The following is a 15,592-nucleotide window of genomic DNA, read 5'->3' as shown; positions in this document are numbered from 1 at the left end:
TGTCAAGCGAAACATTACGTTCTTTAGATTGCGGGGAGGGACTAAAAATGCGCTTTTATACAATTAAATTACCAAAATTTTTGGGTGGACTTGTGAGGGCGATGTTGGGAACGTTTAAAAAAGAATAAATGGTTTGTTGGAGATGGCTTTTGTGCCATCTTCTTTTTTTTGGGGGAAGGCGGGGGATATGGATGTGACAGAAGGGCTTTTTTAAAAATAATTGCCGATATGACTGCTTGGTCGCAACATTATTGGAATATTTACGGTTACAAAACTAAATACTTCTGATGAGGTCCATTAAGGTGTCTTGCTCTGCCATCAAGAGTAGAATAAGCGGAGTTTTTTCCGTTATATTCAGGAAAATCCTTATTTTGAGGCTAATAAGGGGAGTTTTTCCGCTTATGCACAGAAACATCATCCATTTTTAGTATGTTGTGAGTGAATAGGCGGAATTTTTCCTTCTATTTTATCCTTTTTAAACAGTAATTTCAAAATAAGCGGAATTTTTCCGGCTATTTATCAGCTCTGACGGTTAACCTAATCGCCCAACCGAGAAGTGGGGCCCCTCTTTAATCTAAGTCAGGTAATCAGCTGCTTTTACATTTCTTATTGTCCATCACGATGAACATGTCAATTGATAGGTGAACGTTGGTGGGAGTTCGCCTTATGCTTGCCGTCTCTGTCCGAGCCGCCTCCGCTTTTCGGTGTGTCCAGCTCCAGGGGCTTGGGGCTCGAGGTCATAAGCCAAGTAACCCAAAAAGGCAAAAAGCGCCTTTCCGGGTTACTCGTCTTATGCTTGTCGCCCCAGGGCCAGCCCCTTCCGCTTTTCGATATGTCCAGCTCCGGCGGCTAGCCCCTTGAGGTCATTAGTCAAATCAACCAAAAAGGCATAGAACGCCTTTCCGGTTGATTCGCCTTATGCTTGTCGGGCCTGACCAAGCCGCCTCCGCTTTTCGGTCTGTAAAGTATTTTTTCTTGAAAGGTTTTAATTGTAGTATTGCATTATAGAAAGTTGTGTGATAAATTATTAAAGTATCTTTATGATAATAAGCGAAATGTGGAACTGAAATTAACTTCAGCTTCTTGTTAGTGAGGAGGGAATATATTATGGCAAAACAATGCGTAGTAACAGGCCGTAAAGCTAGCTCAGGTAACGCTCGCTCTCACGCAATGAATGCGAACAAGCGTACTTGGGGTGCAAACCTGCAAAAAGTTCGAATTCTTGTAGACGGAAAGCCTAAGAAAGTATGGGTTTCTGCAAGAGCGTTGAAATCTGGTAAAGTTGAACGCGTATAATACTTAAAACGAGAAGGCGTCTAGTTGATAGGCGTCTTTTTTCTATCTATCGGCGGCAAAGGGATCTGCTAGACACATAGAAAATCAGGAAATTTCTCGATTAAGTATCTGGAACATGGCCGATCGGACACGATTATCATCACTCACTTCACTTGAAGTATGAATGATTAATCTTTGCATATTAAGGAAAAAATAGATGGCATAACCAACAAATCACGTAGAGATAATAGTTTAGCTTTCAAAAACAGCATACTTATAGTAAAATGTTTTTAGCCAAGCATGTAATTAAAGGGGGAAAACATTCCATGTCCATCGAATTAAAAACGCAGTACGGACAAATTGATATTACGAATGATGTCATTGCAATGATTGCTGGAGGTGCAGCGGTGGATTGCTACGGAATTGTTGGAATGGCTTCAAAGAACCAAATTAAAGACGGTTTCACAGATATCTTACGCAAGGAAAATTTCACTCGCGGAGTGATTGTTCGTCAAGATGAAGAGGAAGTACATATTGATATGTATATCATTGTGAGTTATGGTACAAAAATTTCTGAGATTGCTCATAACGTACAATCCAAGGTTAAATATACTCTTGATAAGACCGTCGGCTTGGCGGTAGATTCAGTAAATATTTTTGTGCAGGGGGTTCGTGTCACGAACCCGTAGTGAGGAGGAAGATTCGTGTCGATTACATCTTTGGAAGGAAAACGTTTTGCCCAGATGGTGATACAAGGTGCCACTCAATTATCTGCCAACGCGCAGCTGGTTGACGCGCTTAACGTTTTTCCTGTTCCTGATGGTGATACTGGAACAAATATGAATTTATCAATGACTTCTGGAGCGAAGGAAGTCCAGAACCATATTCAAGATCATATTGGAAATGTGGCTGCTGCCCTTTCGAAAGGGTTATTAATGGGGGCAAGAGGTAACTCAGGTGTTATCTTATCCCAATTGTTCAGAGGCTTTGGTAAAGCGATTGAAGGGAAAGAATCCTTATCGAGTGAAGAGTTTGCCAACGCACTTCAAACAGGTGTGGAAACGGCTTATAAAGCGGTGATGAAACCTGTTGAAGGAACGATTCTAACGGTTGCAAAAGATGCTGCACGAAAAGGTGTGACGGCAGCTGAAACGGAATCTGATTTCGTAAAGGTTATGCAGGCAATCGTTGATGAGGCACAGGCTTCATTAAATCGTACACCTGATTTACTTCCTGTTCTAAAGGAAGTAGGAGTAGTCGATAGTGGTGGACAAGGACTATTATTCGTATATGAAGGCTTTTTAGCCGAGCTAAAGGGTGAAAAGGTTTCAAATCAAGCTTCGTTACCTTCCATGAATGATCTTGTAAGTGCTGAGCATCACAAAACAGCTCAGGATTTCATGAGCACAGAAGATATTGAGTTTGGTTATTGTACTGAATTCATGGTCAGATTTGAACAAGACAAACAATCCTTTGTGGAAGAAGACTTCCGTCAGGATTTAAGTGAATTCGGTGATTCACTGCTTGTCATAAGTGATGACGAATTAGCTAAAGTACATATCCATTCCGAACAACCTGGGGATGTATTGACGTATGGTCATAAATACGGAAGTCTCATCAATATCAAGATTGAAAACATGAGACAACAGCACAGCAGCATCGTTGGTGAAACAAAGCCAGTGAAAGCTCAGGCCCCTGCTGCACCAAAAGAAGTTGACTTTGCCATTGTTACGGTGGCTATGGGTGAAGGGATTTCCGACTTGTTCAAGAGCATCGGGGCTACCTCAGTGATAGAAGGTGGTCAAACGATGAATCCAAGTACGGAGGATATCGTGAAAGCTGTTGAAGAAGTGAATGCCAAGAAAGTCATTATCATGCCGAATAACAAAAACATTATTATGGCAGCAGATCAAGCGGCAGAAGTCCTTGAAATGGAAGTAGCTGTTGTCCCAACGAAGACAGTACCTCAAGGGATGGCTGCATTACTTGCCTTTAATCCATCAGCCTCTGTTGAAGACAACAAGCAGTTAATGACTGAAGCTTCAAAGCAGGTCAAAACGGGTCAAATCACGTTTGCTGTAAGAGATACGAATATTGATGGTGTTGCGATTGCGAAAGATGACTTTATGGGAATCGCTGAAGGTAAGATAGTCATTTCTGATCACGACCGTCAAAAGACAGCGCAAAGCTTATTAGATAAAATGCTGGATGAGGACTCTGAAATCTTAACCATTCTATATGGTGAGGATGTAACAGAAGAGGATGTGCATTCATTAAAAGAGTATGTAGAAGAGCACTATGAAGATGTCGAAGTGGAAGTTCATAATGGTAAACAACCACTTTACTCCTATATATTCTCAGTTGAATAAGGAATAAAGGAAGGGGGCAGCTCTATATGGAGGTTGTCCCCTTCAATTATGTTAGAATGGTACTATAGATCGGATGTTAAGTGAGGGGGAAAAGTCATGAAATACAAAAGTGTATTTGATATTATTGGTCCCGTAATGATTGGTCCATCAAGTTCACATACGGCTGGTGCAGCGAGAATAGGAAGAGTGGCGAGAAACCTGTTTCGTCGGGAACCTAAATGGGCGACGATCTCGTTTTACGGATCTTTTGCAAAAACATACAAAGGTCATGGAACAGATGTAGCCATTGTAGGTGGAATCCTTGATTATGATACATATGATGAACGAATTATCGAATCAATCAATGTAGCAAAGCAAAAAGGAATAAAAATCAAGTTTCAAGAGGAAGACGCCATTACGGATCATCCGAATACGGCTCGTATCAGGATGGGAGACGAGCAGGGTGAAATCGAATTAGTCGGTATCTCCATTGGAGGCGGGAAAGTTGAAATAATAGAACTCAATGGTTTTGAGCTCAAGCTTTCAGGTCACCATCCTGCCATATTAGTTGTTCATGACGATCGATTTGGAGCGATTGCATCTGTATCCAATGTCATTGCCAAACATCAATTGAACATCGGACATATGGATGTTTCACGCAAAGAGAAAGGTCAGATGGCATTGATGACCATTGAAGTGGATCAGCCGATTGATGAGGCTGTCATCAATGAATTAACATCTCTGCCCAATATTACGCAGGTTACCCGGATTTCCGATTAATCAATTTATTTAATGATAGCGTTTACATTTAGATAGGGAGGTCATATTAATGTTTCGAAATGTAGCGGAGTTAGTCGAACTTGCTGAAAGTCAGAACAAGAAGATTTCTGACATTATGATTGAACAAGAAATCGAGTTTACAGGCAAAACATTTGAAGAAGTATACAGTCAAATGGAGAAAAACCTTGAAGTGATGGAACAGGCTGTAGCCAGAGGTCTGGAAGGTGTCAAATCCCATTCCGGATTGACAGGTGGGGATGCCGTATTATTGCAAAAATACATTGATTCAGGCCGCTCACTGTGTGGGGAAACCATTTTGGATGCAGTCAGTAAAGCGGTGGCGACGAACGAAGTGAATGCAGCAATGGGAACGATTTGTGCCACACCTACTGCAGGTTCTGCGGGGGTAGTGCCGGGGACTTTGTTTGCGGTGAAAAATAAGCTGAATCCTACAAAAGATGAAATGATTCGCTTCTTATTTGCGTCTGGAGCGTTCGGTTTTGTTGTAGCAAATAATGCTTCCATCTCAGGTGCAGCTGGCGGATGTCAAGCAGAGGTTGGTTCTGCCAGTGGGATGGCTGCAGCTGCCATCGTAGAAATGGCGGGGGGCACACCGAGCCAGTCAGCCGAGGCCATGGCCATTACCTTAAAGAACATGTTAGGTCTTGTGTGTGATCCGGTTGCGGGACTCGTTGAGGTACCTTGTGTGAAAAGGAATGCGATGGGGGCGGCCAATGCAATGGTAGCAGCGGATATGGCACTTGCGGGCATAACGAGCCGTATTCCGTGTGATGAAGTGATTGACGCCATGTATAAAATCGGTCAAACAATGCCAGTGGCGCTGAGAGAGACAGCTCAAGGTGGATTGGCTGCCACCCCTACAGGCAGAGAGCTGGAAGCGAAAATTTTTGGGGTTTCCCTCAATAAACGTGAAGACTCATAATGAAGAACTAACGATCCAGAACATAAAGGGGATTGGTGAAGAAACAGCTGTGCAGCTGAATGCAATGGGGATTTACTCTGTTCTGGATTTGTTAGAATATCTGCCTTACAGGTACGAGGATTACAGGCTTCGGGACTTAGAGGAAGTAGCCCATGATGAACGTGTCACAGTGGAAGGAAAGGTCCATTCTGAACCTGCGTTGATGTATTATGGGAGAAAAAAATCACGCTTGACCCTCCGGATATTGGTAGGGAGAAATTTAGTTCAGGCCGTATTTTTTAATCAGCCGTATTTAAAGAAGAAAATAAACCTTCATGATACGGTGACGGTGACAGGGAAATGGGATAAGAATAGGCAAATCATTACGGTTCAGCATTTTCAGTCGGGGCCGCACGGAAAACAGGGAGATTTTGAACCTGTTTATTCGTTGAAGGGCTCAATAAAAAACAACACACTTAGAAAATTCATTAAAAAGGGTTTTCAGGACTACAGTTATTTGTTGACGGAGAATTTGCCCCACCACCTCATGGAGAAATATAAGCTTTCCAGCAGAAAAGATGCTCTCTATCATCTGCACTTCCCTGACTCTACTGAAGACATGAAGCAGGCGAGAAGACGATTTGTGTATGAAGAGTTCCTGTTGTTTCAACTGAAGATGCAGGCACTTAGGAAGTTTGAAAGAGAACATTCCTCTGGTGTCCAACAAAATTATGATTTAAATAAAATCAAAGAGTTCATTGAGTCTTTGCCGTTTCCTCTAACCGATGCGCAAAAGCGGGTAGTAAATGAAATCTCAGCAGATATGAAGTCTCCTTTCCGTATGAACCGGCTTTTGCAGGGGGATGTCGGATCGGGGAAAACAGTCGTATCGGCTATCGCGCTCTATTCGAGTGTAACCGCAGGATTTCAAGGGGCTTTAATGGTCCCGACAGAGATCCTTGCAGAACAGCATGCAAATTCTCTGAGTGAATTATTGGAACCGGTGGGCCTGTCGGTTGCCCTGTTAACAAGCTCCGTAAAAGGAAAAAGACGACGGCTCCTATTAGAAAAGTTAAAAGAGGGAGAAATAGATATTCTCATTGGAACACACGCACTTATTCAGGAGGATGTGCAATTTAAGTCTCTTGGACTCGTTGTAACCGATGAACAACATCGCTTTGGGGTAAATCAAAGACGGGTCCTAAGGGAAAAAGGGGAAAGCCCTGATGTATTATTTATGACAGCGACTCCCATCCCAAGAACACTTGCCATTACCGTGTTTGGTGAGATGGATGTAAGTATTATCGACCAAATGCCAGCTGGAAGAAAGGCGATTGAAACTTACTGGGCTAAAGCGGATATGCTATCAAGGGTGCTTTCATTTATGGACAAGGAGCTGGATCAAGGCAGACAGGCTTATGTGATTTGTCCTCTGATTGAAGAGTCTGACAAACTGGATGTTCAAAATGCAATCGATGTTTACAATCAATTGCGGCACTACTTTGAAGGACGATACAATGTCGGATTGATGCATGGAAGGCTTCACCCTGATGAGAAGGATGAAGTGATGAGGGAATTTAGTGCAAATCACCTTCAAGTACTTGTGTCCACCACAGTAGTCGAGGTAGGTGTGAATGTTCCAAATGCTACTTTTATGCTTATTTATGATGCAGAACGCTTTGGGCTGTCTCAGCTTCATCAGCTAAGGGGGAGAGTTGGACGCGGGGAACATCAGTCCTATTGCATTCTTCTGGCCGAACCGAAAACGGAGGTTGGAAAAGAACGAATGAAGATCATGACCGAAACCAATGATGGATTTGTTTTGAGCGAGAAAGATCTGGAGCTGAGGGGTCCAGGGGATTTCTTCGGTAGAAAGCAGAGTGGGCTTCCTGAATTTAAAGTGGCAGATATGGTCCATGACTATCGTGCGTTGGAAGTTGCAAGAGATGATGCCGCAACCTTAATCCAATCCGATTATTTCTGGAGGGACCCTGAGTTTGAACCTCTTCGGGCGTATCTGTCTGTTGCTGGGATATTAGAAGGTGAAAAGCTGGACTAGAAAGGCAGATTGTGAGATTATTTCTTGCAATCTGCTTTTTTAGATTATATACTACTATTAGTACCTAGTACTAATACTGGACGGTGTTGATATTGAGACTCTCAAAAAAAGAAAGACAGGGAAACCTTACTGGCACGATAAAGGAAAACCCTTTTATAACAGACGAAGAGTTAGCTGAGCGTTTTCGAGTGAGCGTACAGACAATCCGTTTGGATCGTATGGAATTGTCGATACCGGAGCTTCGTGAACGGATTAAATATGTAGCAGAGAAATCGTTTGAAGATGAAGTGAAAGCATTACCTATTGAAGAGATCATAGGAGAAATCATTGATATAGAATTAGATCAGAGTGCGATTTCCATTTTTGATGTGAAACGAGAACATGTTTTCGTAAGGAATGGGATAGCGAGAGGACATCATCTGTTCGCTCAAGCAAACTCTCTCGCGGTAGCCGTCATTAATGATGCCTTAGCATTGACGGCTAAGTCAACAATCCGTTTCACCCGACCTGTAAAGGAAGGGGAGCGTGTTGTCGCGAAAGCAAAAGTGATACATACGAAAGATCAAAAGGATCGAACAACGGTGGAAGTTCAAAGTTTAGTCGGTGGCGAGCTCGTTTTCACTGGTGAATTTGAAATGTATCGCTCTAAAAAATCTGCAAAGGATGAAGCGTAGATGAAGTTAGCCGTTGATGCAATGGGCGGAGATCATGCTCCTAAAGAAATCGTTCTTGGTGTAAAGCGCGCATTGAAGGAATTTAACGATATAGAAGTGCTTTTATTCGGAGATGAAAGCCAAATCAAGCAGTACATCTCACCAGTTGATCGATTGACAATCGTTCATACGGATGAAGTGATAGAGGGGACAGATGAACCTGTAAGAGCCATCAAACGCAAGAAAAATGCCTCTATGGTATTGATGGCCCAGGCGGTTCAAAATGGGGAAGCTGATGCGTGCATCTCTGCAGGAAACACAGGTGCCCTGATGACAGCCGGGTTATTCATTGTAGGCAGAATTGATGGGATTGAACGCCCTGCTTTGGCACCAACCCTCCCTACATTGGATGGTAGAGGATTTCTCATGCTCGATTTAGGGGCGAATGTTGATGCCAAGCCTGAACATCTCCTTCAATATGCAATAATGGGGAGCATTTATGCTGAGAAAGTAAGAGGAATCAACAATCCCCGTGTAGGGTTATTAAACATTGGGACTGAAGATAAAAAAGGGAATGAATTAACAAAGAAATCTTTCCAACTTCTAAAGGACGCCCCTATTCATTTTGTGGGGAATGTTGAGTCCAGGGACTTACTTGAAGGTCCTGCGGATGTCGTAGTAACCGATGGATTTACCGGGAATATGGTGTTGAAGACGATTGAAGGGACGGCTCTTTCTGTTTTCTCGATGCTTAAGAAGACATTTACAGCATCGACAAAAAATAAATTGGCCGCCGGGTTAGTGAAAAATGATTTAAAGCAAATGAAGAACATGCTGGATTATACAGAGTATGGAGGCGCGGGCTTGTTTGGTCTAAAAGCACCGGTGATCAAAGCCCATGGCTCATCAAATGAAGTTGCTTTATATAATGCTATGAGACAAGCCAGGGAAATGGTAAAGAATAATGTCTCCAATACAATTAAAGATGCCATCAAGGGGAGTGTGGAATAGTATGAGTAAAATCGCGTTCATTTTTCCTGGACAGGGTTCTCAATCAGTCGGGATGGGAAAAGAATTGGCTGATCAATACCCTGAAGTACAGGAGTATTTCAATAAAGCGGACATAAGATTGGATACAAAGCTATCAACTGTTATTTTTGAAGGGCCCCAAGAGGAACTTACCCAAACGACGAATGCTCAGCCTGCTTTATTAACGACAAGCGTCGCGATTCTTGACCGTTTAAGGGCTGAAGGCATCACAGCAGATTATACAGCGGGTCACAGCTTAGGTGAATATTCCGCCCTGGTGGCTGCCGGCGCCCTTCGATTTGAAGATGCGGTGTATGCTGTTCGTAAAAGAGGGGAATTCATGGAAGAAGCGGTTCCAAGTGGAGAAGGTACAATGGCTGCTGTTCTGGGCATGGCAAGAGGACCCCTTAAAGAAGTTACCGATCTTGTAACAAATGAGGGACATCCAGTTGGGCTGGCAAATTTGAATTGTCCTGGTCAGATTGTGATTTCAGGTACGGTGAAAGGTGTGGAGCTTGCTTCAGAGAAAGCGAAAGAAGCTGGAGCGAAGAGAGTCATCCCACTTCAAGTGAGTGGTCCGTTCCATTCTCAATTAATGAAACCTGCTGCAGACCAGTTTGTTTCAATCTTAGATTCAATCACGATTGAAGATGCGGCTATACCGGTCGTTGCGAATGTGACGGCAAAACCTGTGACTGATGGTGAAGAAATCAAGCGTTTATTGATTGAACAATTATACTCACCCGTTCAATGGGAAGATTCTGTTGAGAACCTGCTTGAATTAGGTGTGGACACGTTTATCGAAGTTGGACCCGGAAAAGTCCTTTCAGGTTTAGTGAAGAAAGTCAATAGACGGGTGAAAACGTATGCTGTTCAAGATGAAGCATCCTTAGAACAAACCATTCAAGCGTTAAAGGAGGAAGCTTAAATGAATTTAGAAGGAAAAGTTGCCCTGGTAACGGGTGCGTCCCGGGGAATAGGCAGGGAAATTGCTCTTGAGCTTGCCCGCGAAGGCTGTAATGTTGCCGTAAACTATTCAGGAAGTGAAGCGAAGGCTAACGAAGTCGTCGATGAAATTAAAGGTTTAGGCAGAGAAGCCATTGCCGTACAATGTAATGTATCGGATAGTGAGGCTGTTCAGGCCATGGTAAAGGAAACGATTGGTCAATTCGGTTCCGTGGATATTCTTGTTAACAATGCTGGAATTACGAAAGATAATTTATTGATGAGGATGAAAGAAGCAGAATGGGATGATGTCATTAACATCAATCTTAAGGGTGTATTCCTTTGCACAAAGGCCGTTACGCGCCAAATGATGAAGCAAAGAAGCGGCAGGATCATCAACATTTCTTCGATTGTGGGTGTGAGTGGAAACCCCGGACAGGCAAACTATGTGGCTGCTAAATCGGGTGTAATCGGATTAACGAAAACAACAGCAAAAGAGTTGGCACCCCGTGGAATCACAGTGAATGCGATCGCTCCGGGTTTCATTTCAACGGATATGACGGATCAGCTGCCGGAAGATGTGCGTAATGAAATGTTAAAGCAAATCCCTTTAAGCCGCTTTGGTGACCCCAAGGATATTGCGAAGGTTGTAACATTTGTTGCATCTGACTCAGCTGCTTATATGACAGGCCAAACCCTTCATATCGATGGCGGAATGGTCATGTAACGGCAAGGAAATAATAAATTATTGATCGTTTTCATGTATACTCTTTTCATTAGAGGCAAAATTCTCTATAATACTTGATGGGAGGTGACAAAAATGGCAGAAGTATTAGATCGTGTAACAAAAATTATCGTTGATCGTCTAGGTGTAGATGAATCTCAAGTAACTCTTGAAGCTTCTTTCAAAGAAGATCTAGGAGCTGACTCCCTTGATGTAGTTGAGCTGGTTATGGAACTTGAAGATGAATTCGACATGGAAATCTCTGACGATGATGCTGAAAAAATCGGCACAGTAGGTGATGCTGTGAACTACATAAAAGCAAACGCTTAATCGTTAGATTGAATAAAAAGATGGGCAAACGCCCATCTTTCATTCAAAACCATTTAAAACTTGGTAGAGGTCTCACCTCTACCAAGTTTATTTGTGTTCTAACATATGCAAGAAACTTTTGCGTAAATGATTTTTTTAGCATAAACTTGATTAGTATATAATGAGAACATATAGAGCAAGGTGGAGTGCCTTATGCGGAAGCAAAGCAGAAATAAAGGAATATCCAGATATAAAAATGATGGAAAGTTCAAAACGTTTCAAGATGAAATCGGGATTCATTTTAATGATGAAAAACTGTTAAAACAAGCTTTTACTCATTCATCCTATGTGAATGAGCATCGTCGGAAGCCTTATGAAGACAACGAACGCTTAGAATTTCTTGGAGATGCCGTCCTGGAATTAACGGTTTCTCAATTTCTTTTCAAGAAGTATCCAATGATGAGTGAAGGTGAACTTACGAAATTAAGGGCAGCCATAGTATGTGAGCCGTCCTTGGTGAAATTCTCGATCGAACTGAATTTCGGAGAGCTCATCTTACTTGGTAAAGGAGAAGAAATGACAGGTGGTCGAGAAAGACCAGCACTACTCGCAGATGTCTTTGAGGCGTTTATCGGAGCGGTATATTTGGATCAAGGGTTAGATACAGTCATTTCAATCCTTGAAAAAGTTGTCTATCCAAAGATCAATGTCGGTGCTTTTTCTCATGTGATGGATTATAAGAGCCAGCTGCAAGAACTAGTTCAGCGAGGCAGTGCAGGAATGATTGAATACAGCATTCTTGAAGAAAGCGGGCCTGCCCATAACCGTCAGTTCATTTCCCGTGTCAGCTTAAATGACGATGAATTAGGTATTGGAAAAGGCCGATCTAAGAAAGAAGCCGAACAACAAGCCGCACAGAAGGCTCTTGAGAAGCTAAAACAAAAGCTAGACGCTAAATAGGGGGAAAGAAGATGTTCCTCAAACAACTAGAAGTAATGGGGTTTAAATCTTTTGCAGAAAGAATATCCGTGGAATTTGTACCGGGTGTTACTGCTGTTGTTGGACCAAACGGCAGTGGGAAAAGCAATATTATCGACGCGATCCGCTGGGTGCTTGGCGAACAGTCTGCCAAAAGTCTTCGTGGATCGAAGATGGAAGATGTTATATTTGCCGGCAGTGATTCAAGAAAAGCCCTTAACATAGCAGAGGTTACACTCGTATTGGATAATCAAGACGGAGCACTTCCGATTGATTACAGTGAAATCAGTGTCACTAGACGAGTGTACCGTTCAGGGGATAGTGAGTATTTTCTCAATAAACAGCCTTGTCGACTGAAAGACATTATTGAATTATTTATGGATTCAGGCTTGGGGAAAGAAGCATTCTCCATCATCAGTCAGGGGAAAGTGGAAGAAATCCTTAATAGTAAGCCTGAAGAACGACGAACCATTTTCGAAGAGGCAGCTGGCGTATTGAAGTATAAATCTCGCAAAAAAAAGGCTGAAAATAAGTTATTCGAAACACAGGAAAACCTAAATCGAGTGAATGACATTCTTCATGAGCTGGAAGGGCAAGTAGAACCCCTTAAAATCCAAGCTTCGATGGCACGTGATTATTTAGAGAAAAAAGAAGAGCTGGAGAAGTTCGAGGTTGCCTTGACGGTCTATGATATTGAGGATTTACATAAGCAATGGGAAAAGCTCAGTGAAGAATTCGAAAAACATGGAAAAGAAGAACAGGCACTTTCCACGCGTATACAAAAGAAAGAAGCGATTCTAACCCAAACCCGGGATAAAATTGCAGCTCTTGATGAGTCGATTTCAAATCTTCAGGAAGTGCTCCTGGCAACAAGTGAAGAATTGGAGAAACTTGAGGGCAGGAAGCAAGTATTAGTGGAACGGAAGAAAAATTCGTCTTCCAACGAATCTCAATTAAAGCATTCGATAGAAGAAGCCAAGGAGCAAATTCAACAACTGATTTCTGAAAAAGAAAAAGCAGAAATGGAATTCAAGTCTATTGATTCAGGTGTTAAGGAACTAAAAGAACTGCTTTCAACGAAACAGAATCAATTTAAGCATTATAATGAGAATATTGAAGATGTAATAGAATCCTTCAAAAGCGATTACATTGAGAAGCTGAATCAGCAGGCGTCAGCTAAAAATGAAATTCAGTACCTTGAGCAACAACTGGAGCAGCAATCTAACCGAAGCGGCCGATTAGAAGCAGAGAATGAAAAATATGTCATCCAGCGCGATGAATTGCAATTGGGTCACAAAAAACTTTCGAAAGAGCTGCAAGCACAAAAAGAGGTAATCGATGAGCACATATTCTTCTATCGAGAGGAACAGAAAAAGCTTGAATCGGTTAAAGAAAAATATGAAAAGCAAGAAAAAACCCTTTATCAAGCTTTCCAATTTCTGCAACAAGCAAAATCACGTAAAGAAATGCTTGAGGAAATGGAAGAAGATTATACAGGTTTCTTCCAAGGCGTAAAAGAAGTCTTGAAAGAACGTGACGGTCTGTTAACAGGTGTTCAAGGAGCTGTTGCGGAACTGATTACTGTACCTAAATCATATGAAACTGCTATGGAAACTGCTCTGGCAGCCTCCATGCAGCATATCGTGGTCGACACTGAAGAAGATGGCCGAAAAGCCATTGCTTTCTTAAAGAAGAATCAATATGGCCGTGCTACTTTCTTACCGATGAACGTGATCAAAGGGAAATCGATACCTGATAGTCAAAAAAACATGCTGAAGGGTCATTCATCCTTTATTGGGGTTGGAACCGACCTCCTGAATTATGATCAGCGCTTCCAAATGGTGATCTCCAACCTGGTTGGAAATGTAATCATCACAAAAGATTTAAAGGGAGCTAATGAAATCGCGAAGCTTGTACAATATCGCTATCGTCTTGTAACACTGGATGGGGATGTTGTTAATCCCGGTGGATCCATGTCAGGTGGTGCGATGAAGCAGAAAAAAAATTCTCTTCTTTCCAGAAAAGGTGAGCTTGAAGAAATGAAAGCGAAGCTTTCTTCAATGGAAACTCAGACTGAACAGCTTCAATCTCAAGTCAAATCACTCAAAGAAGAGAGCAGTTTCAGAGAAAAGAAGCTGGAAGAAATGAGAGTGAAGGGAGAGCGTCTGAGACTCAAGGAGCAAGAACTGCTTTCCCAACTTCGTGAAAATGAATTATCCCAACAGAATCTGGATGAAAGGCTTTCCCTATACGACTTGGAGAAAAAAGACTTTACGTCGGTTAAAGAAAAGCATGATTCCAGGACGAAGGAATTAAGGGAGTCCCTCAATGAGATAGGGCAAGAGATTACAAAACTCGATCAAAAGATCAGCGAGCTTACTCTCCAGAAGAATAGTGAACGAACATCCAAGGACGCTTTATTGAACGAAATAAGTGATATTAAGGCGAATCTGGCCGCGCGAAATGAGCAACTGGTTAATAGTCGTAATCAGTTAAATCGTGTGCGGGAAACAATCGTCGAAACTAACAAGCGAAAAGATACTTTGCAGGATGATTTAGAATGGCTGCAGACAGAAATGAAGGATAACTTTTCAGGTGAGGAGCAGCTCGGGAAGAAGGCAGAAGAATGTGCCGTCCAAAAAGCTGAAACTTCTAACCTGATCTCTTTGCGTCGTGAAGAGCGTTTGAATCTTCAAAATAGGGTTGAAGATGAGGAACTTGAGTTAAAAGAATTAAAGCGTCAGCATAAAGGATTGGTTGGAGCTTTGAGGGACGAGGAAGTAAAGATCAATCGTCTTGATGTTGAACTTGAAAATAGACTTGATCATTTACGTGATGAGTATATGCTTTCATTTGAAGCGGCTAAGTCCGACTACCCATTGACGATCGAGGTTGAAGAAGCAAGAAAGAAAGTGAAACTTGTGAAATTGGCCTTAGAAGAGCTGGGGACCGTCAATCTCGGTGCCATAGATGAATATGAACGAGTAAAAGAACGGTACGAATTTTTAGTTGATCAAAAGAATGATTTAACTGAAGCGAAGGACACACTATATCTAGTCATTAATGAAATGGATACAGAAATGATCAAGCGTTTTGATCAAACCTTTACGGCCATTCAAGTGGAATTTGAAGGTGTATTTAAAGCCTTGTTTGGTGGTGGACGAGCTCAGTTAAAGCTGACAGATCCATCAGATCTTCTTCATACCGGGGTGGATATAGTGGCGCAACCACCTGGGAAGAAGCTGCAGAACCTGGGCCTCATGTCGGGCGGGGAGAGGGCCTTAACGGCCATTGCACTCCTATTTTCAATCCTGAAGATTCGGCCTGTGCCATTTTGTATATTGGATGAGGTTGAGGCAGCCCTTGATGAAGCAAATGTGCAGAGGTTCAGCCAATATTTAAAGAAATTCAGTGACGAAACGCAATTCATCGTCATCACTCATCGAAAGGGTACCATGGAGGAAGCCCACGTACTATACGGTGTAACGATGCAGGAATCCGGTGTGTCCAAATTGGTATCAGTCAGACTACAGGAAACAAAGGAACTACTTGAAACTTAAATAAGGGTGT

General features: G+C 42.3%; 14 protein-coding genes. All 14 read left to right on the top strand.

Translation table 11 applies throughout. The annotated features are described in order from the left end of the window. The first annotated feature begins 47 nt into the window (after positions 1 to 47). The 14 genes from spoVM (at position 48) to smc (ending at position 15,582) form a co-directional block, all read left to right on the top strand. Positions 48 to 128, top strand: a complete 81-nt coding sequence (gene spoVM, locus TV75_RS04405; protein WP_032088878.1) for a stage V sporulation protein SpoVM — start codon at positions 48 to 50, stop codon at positions 126 to 128. A 979-nt stretch (positions 129 to 1,107) separates the two neighbouring features. Next, positions 1,108 to 1,296, top strand: coding sequence for a 50S ribosomal protein L28 (gene rpmB / locus TV75_RS04395; RefSeq protein ID WP_034755741.1), 189 nt, complete (start codon positions 1,108 to 1,110; stop codon positions 1,294 to 1,296). 305 nt (positions 1,297 to 1,601) lie between these two features. Next, the gene (locus tag TV75_RS04390) at positions 1,602 to 1,964 is read left to right on the top strand and encodes an Asp23/Gls24 family envelope stress response protein (RefSeq protein WP_034755738.1); all 363 of its coding nucleotides are present in this window, start codon (positions 1,602 to 1,604) and stop codon (positions 1,962 to 1,964) included. Positions 1,965 to 1,979: 15 nt separating this feature from the next. Beyond that, positions 1,980 to 3,644 carry a DAK2 domain-containing protein gene (locus TV75_RS04385; RefSeq protein WP_044337432.1) on the top strand — a complete coding sequence of 555 codons (1,665 nt, stop codon included), beginning with the start codon at positions 1,980 to 1,982 and terminating at the stop codon, positions 3,642 to 3,644. Positions 3,645 to 3,740: 96 nt separating this feature from the next. Further along, entirely contained in the window at positions 3,741 to 4,403 is a 663-nt protein-coding gene (gene sdaAB / locus TV75_RS04380) for an L-serine ammonia-lyase, iron-sulfur-dependent subunit beta (RefSeq protein WP_044337431.1), read from the top strand. 49 nt (positions 4,404 to 4,452) lie between these two features. Then, entirely contained in the window at positions 4,453 to 5,346 is an 894-nt protein-coding gene (gene sdaAA / locus TV75_RS04375) for an L-serine ammonia-lyase, iron-sulfur-dependent, subunit alpha (protein ID WP_044337430.1), read from the top strand. Further along, positions 5,333 to 7,384, top strand: coding sequence for an ATP-dependent DNA helicase RecG (gene recG / locus TV75_RS04370; RefSeq protein ID WP_044338009.1), 2,052 nt, complete (start codon positions 5,333 to 5,335; stop codon positions 7,382 to 7,384). Before sdaAA ends, recG begins: the two co-directional genes overlap by 14 nt. 92 nt (positions 7,385 to 7,476) lie before the next feature. Beyond that, complete coding sequence (gene fapR / locus TV75_RS04365; RefSeq protein WP_044337429.1) at positions 7,477 to 8,058, top strand: transcription factor FapR; 582 nt, start codon at positions 7,477 to 7,479, stop codon at positions 8,056 to 8,058. Continuing rightward, positions 8,059 to 9,048 (top strand): phosphate acyltransferase PlsX, encoded by a 990-nt coding sequence (gene plsX, locus TV75_RS04360; protein ID WP_044337428.1) that lies wholly within the window; start codon positions 8,059 to 8,061, stop codon positions 9,046 to 9,048. 1 nt (position 9,049) lies between these two features. Next, complete coding sequence (fabD, locus tag TV75_RS04355; RefSeq protein ID WP_044337427.1) at positions 9,050 to 9,994, top strand: ACP S-malonyltransferase; 945 nt, start codon at positions 9,050 to 9,052, stop codon at positions 9,992 to 9,994. Beyond that, entirely contained in the window at positions 9,995 to 10,738 is a 744-nt protein-coding gene (gene fabG, locus TV75_RS04350) for a 3-oxoacyl-[acyl-carrier-protein] reductase (protein WP_044337426.1), read from the top strand. A gap of 93 nt (positions 10,739 to 10,831) precedes the next feature. Next, positions 10,832 to 11,065 carry an acyl carrier protein gene (gene acpP / locus TV75_RS04345; protein ID WP_032088865.1) on the top strand — a complete coding sequence of 78 codons (234 nt, stop codon included), beginning with the start codon at positions 10,832 to 10,834 and terminating at the stop codon, positions 11,063 to 11,065. Positions 11,066 to 11,257: 192 nt separating this feature from the next. After that, complete coding sequence (gene rnc, locus TV75_RS04340; RefSeq protein WP_044337425.1) at positions 11,258 to 12,004, top strand: ribonuclease III; 747 nt, start codon at positions 11,258 to 11,260, stop codon at positions 12,002 to 12,004. Between the two features lie 11 nt (positions 12,005 to 12,015). Next, positions 12,016 to 15,582: a chromosome segregation protein SMC gene (gene smc / locus TV75_RS04335; protein ID WP_044337424.1), complete on the top strand. Its 3,567-nt coding sequence runs from the start codon at positions 12,016 to 12,018 to the stop codon at positions 15,580 to 15,582. Positions 15,583 to 15,592 lie beyond the last annotated feature (10 nt).

The sequence above is a fragment of the Rossellomorea aquimaris genome, from assembly GCF_000935355.1.
Taxonomy (GTDB): domain Bacteria; phylum Bacillota; class Bacilli; order Bacillales; family Bacillaceae_B; genus Rossellomorea; species Rossellomorea aquimaris_B.
Note: the sequence above shows the minus strand (reverse complement) of the source record. Positions and strands in the feature narration are given on the sequence as shown.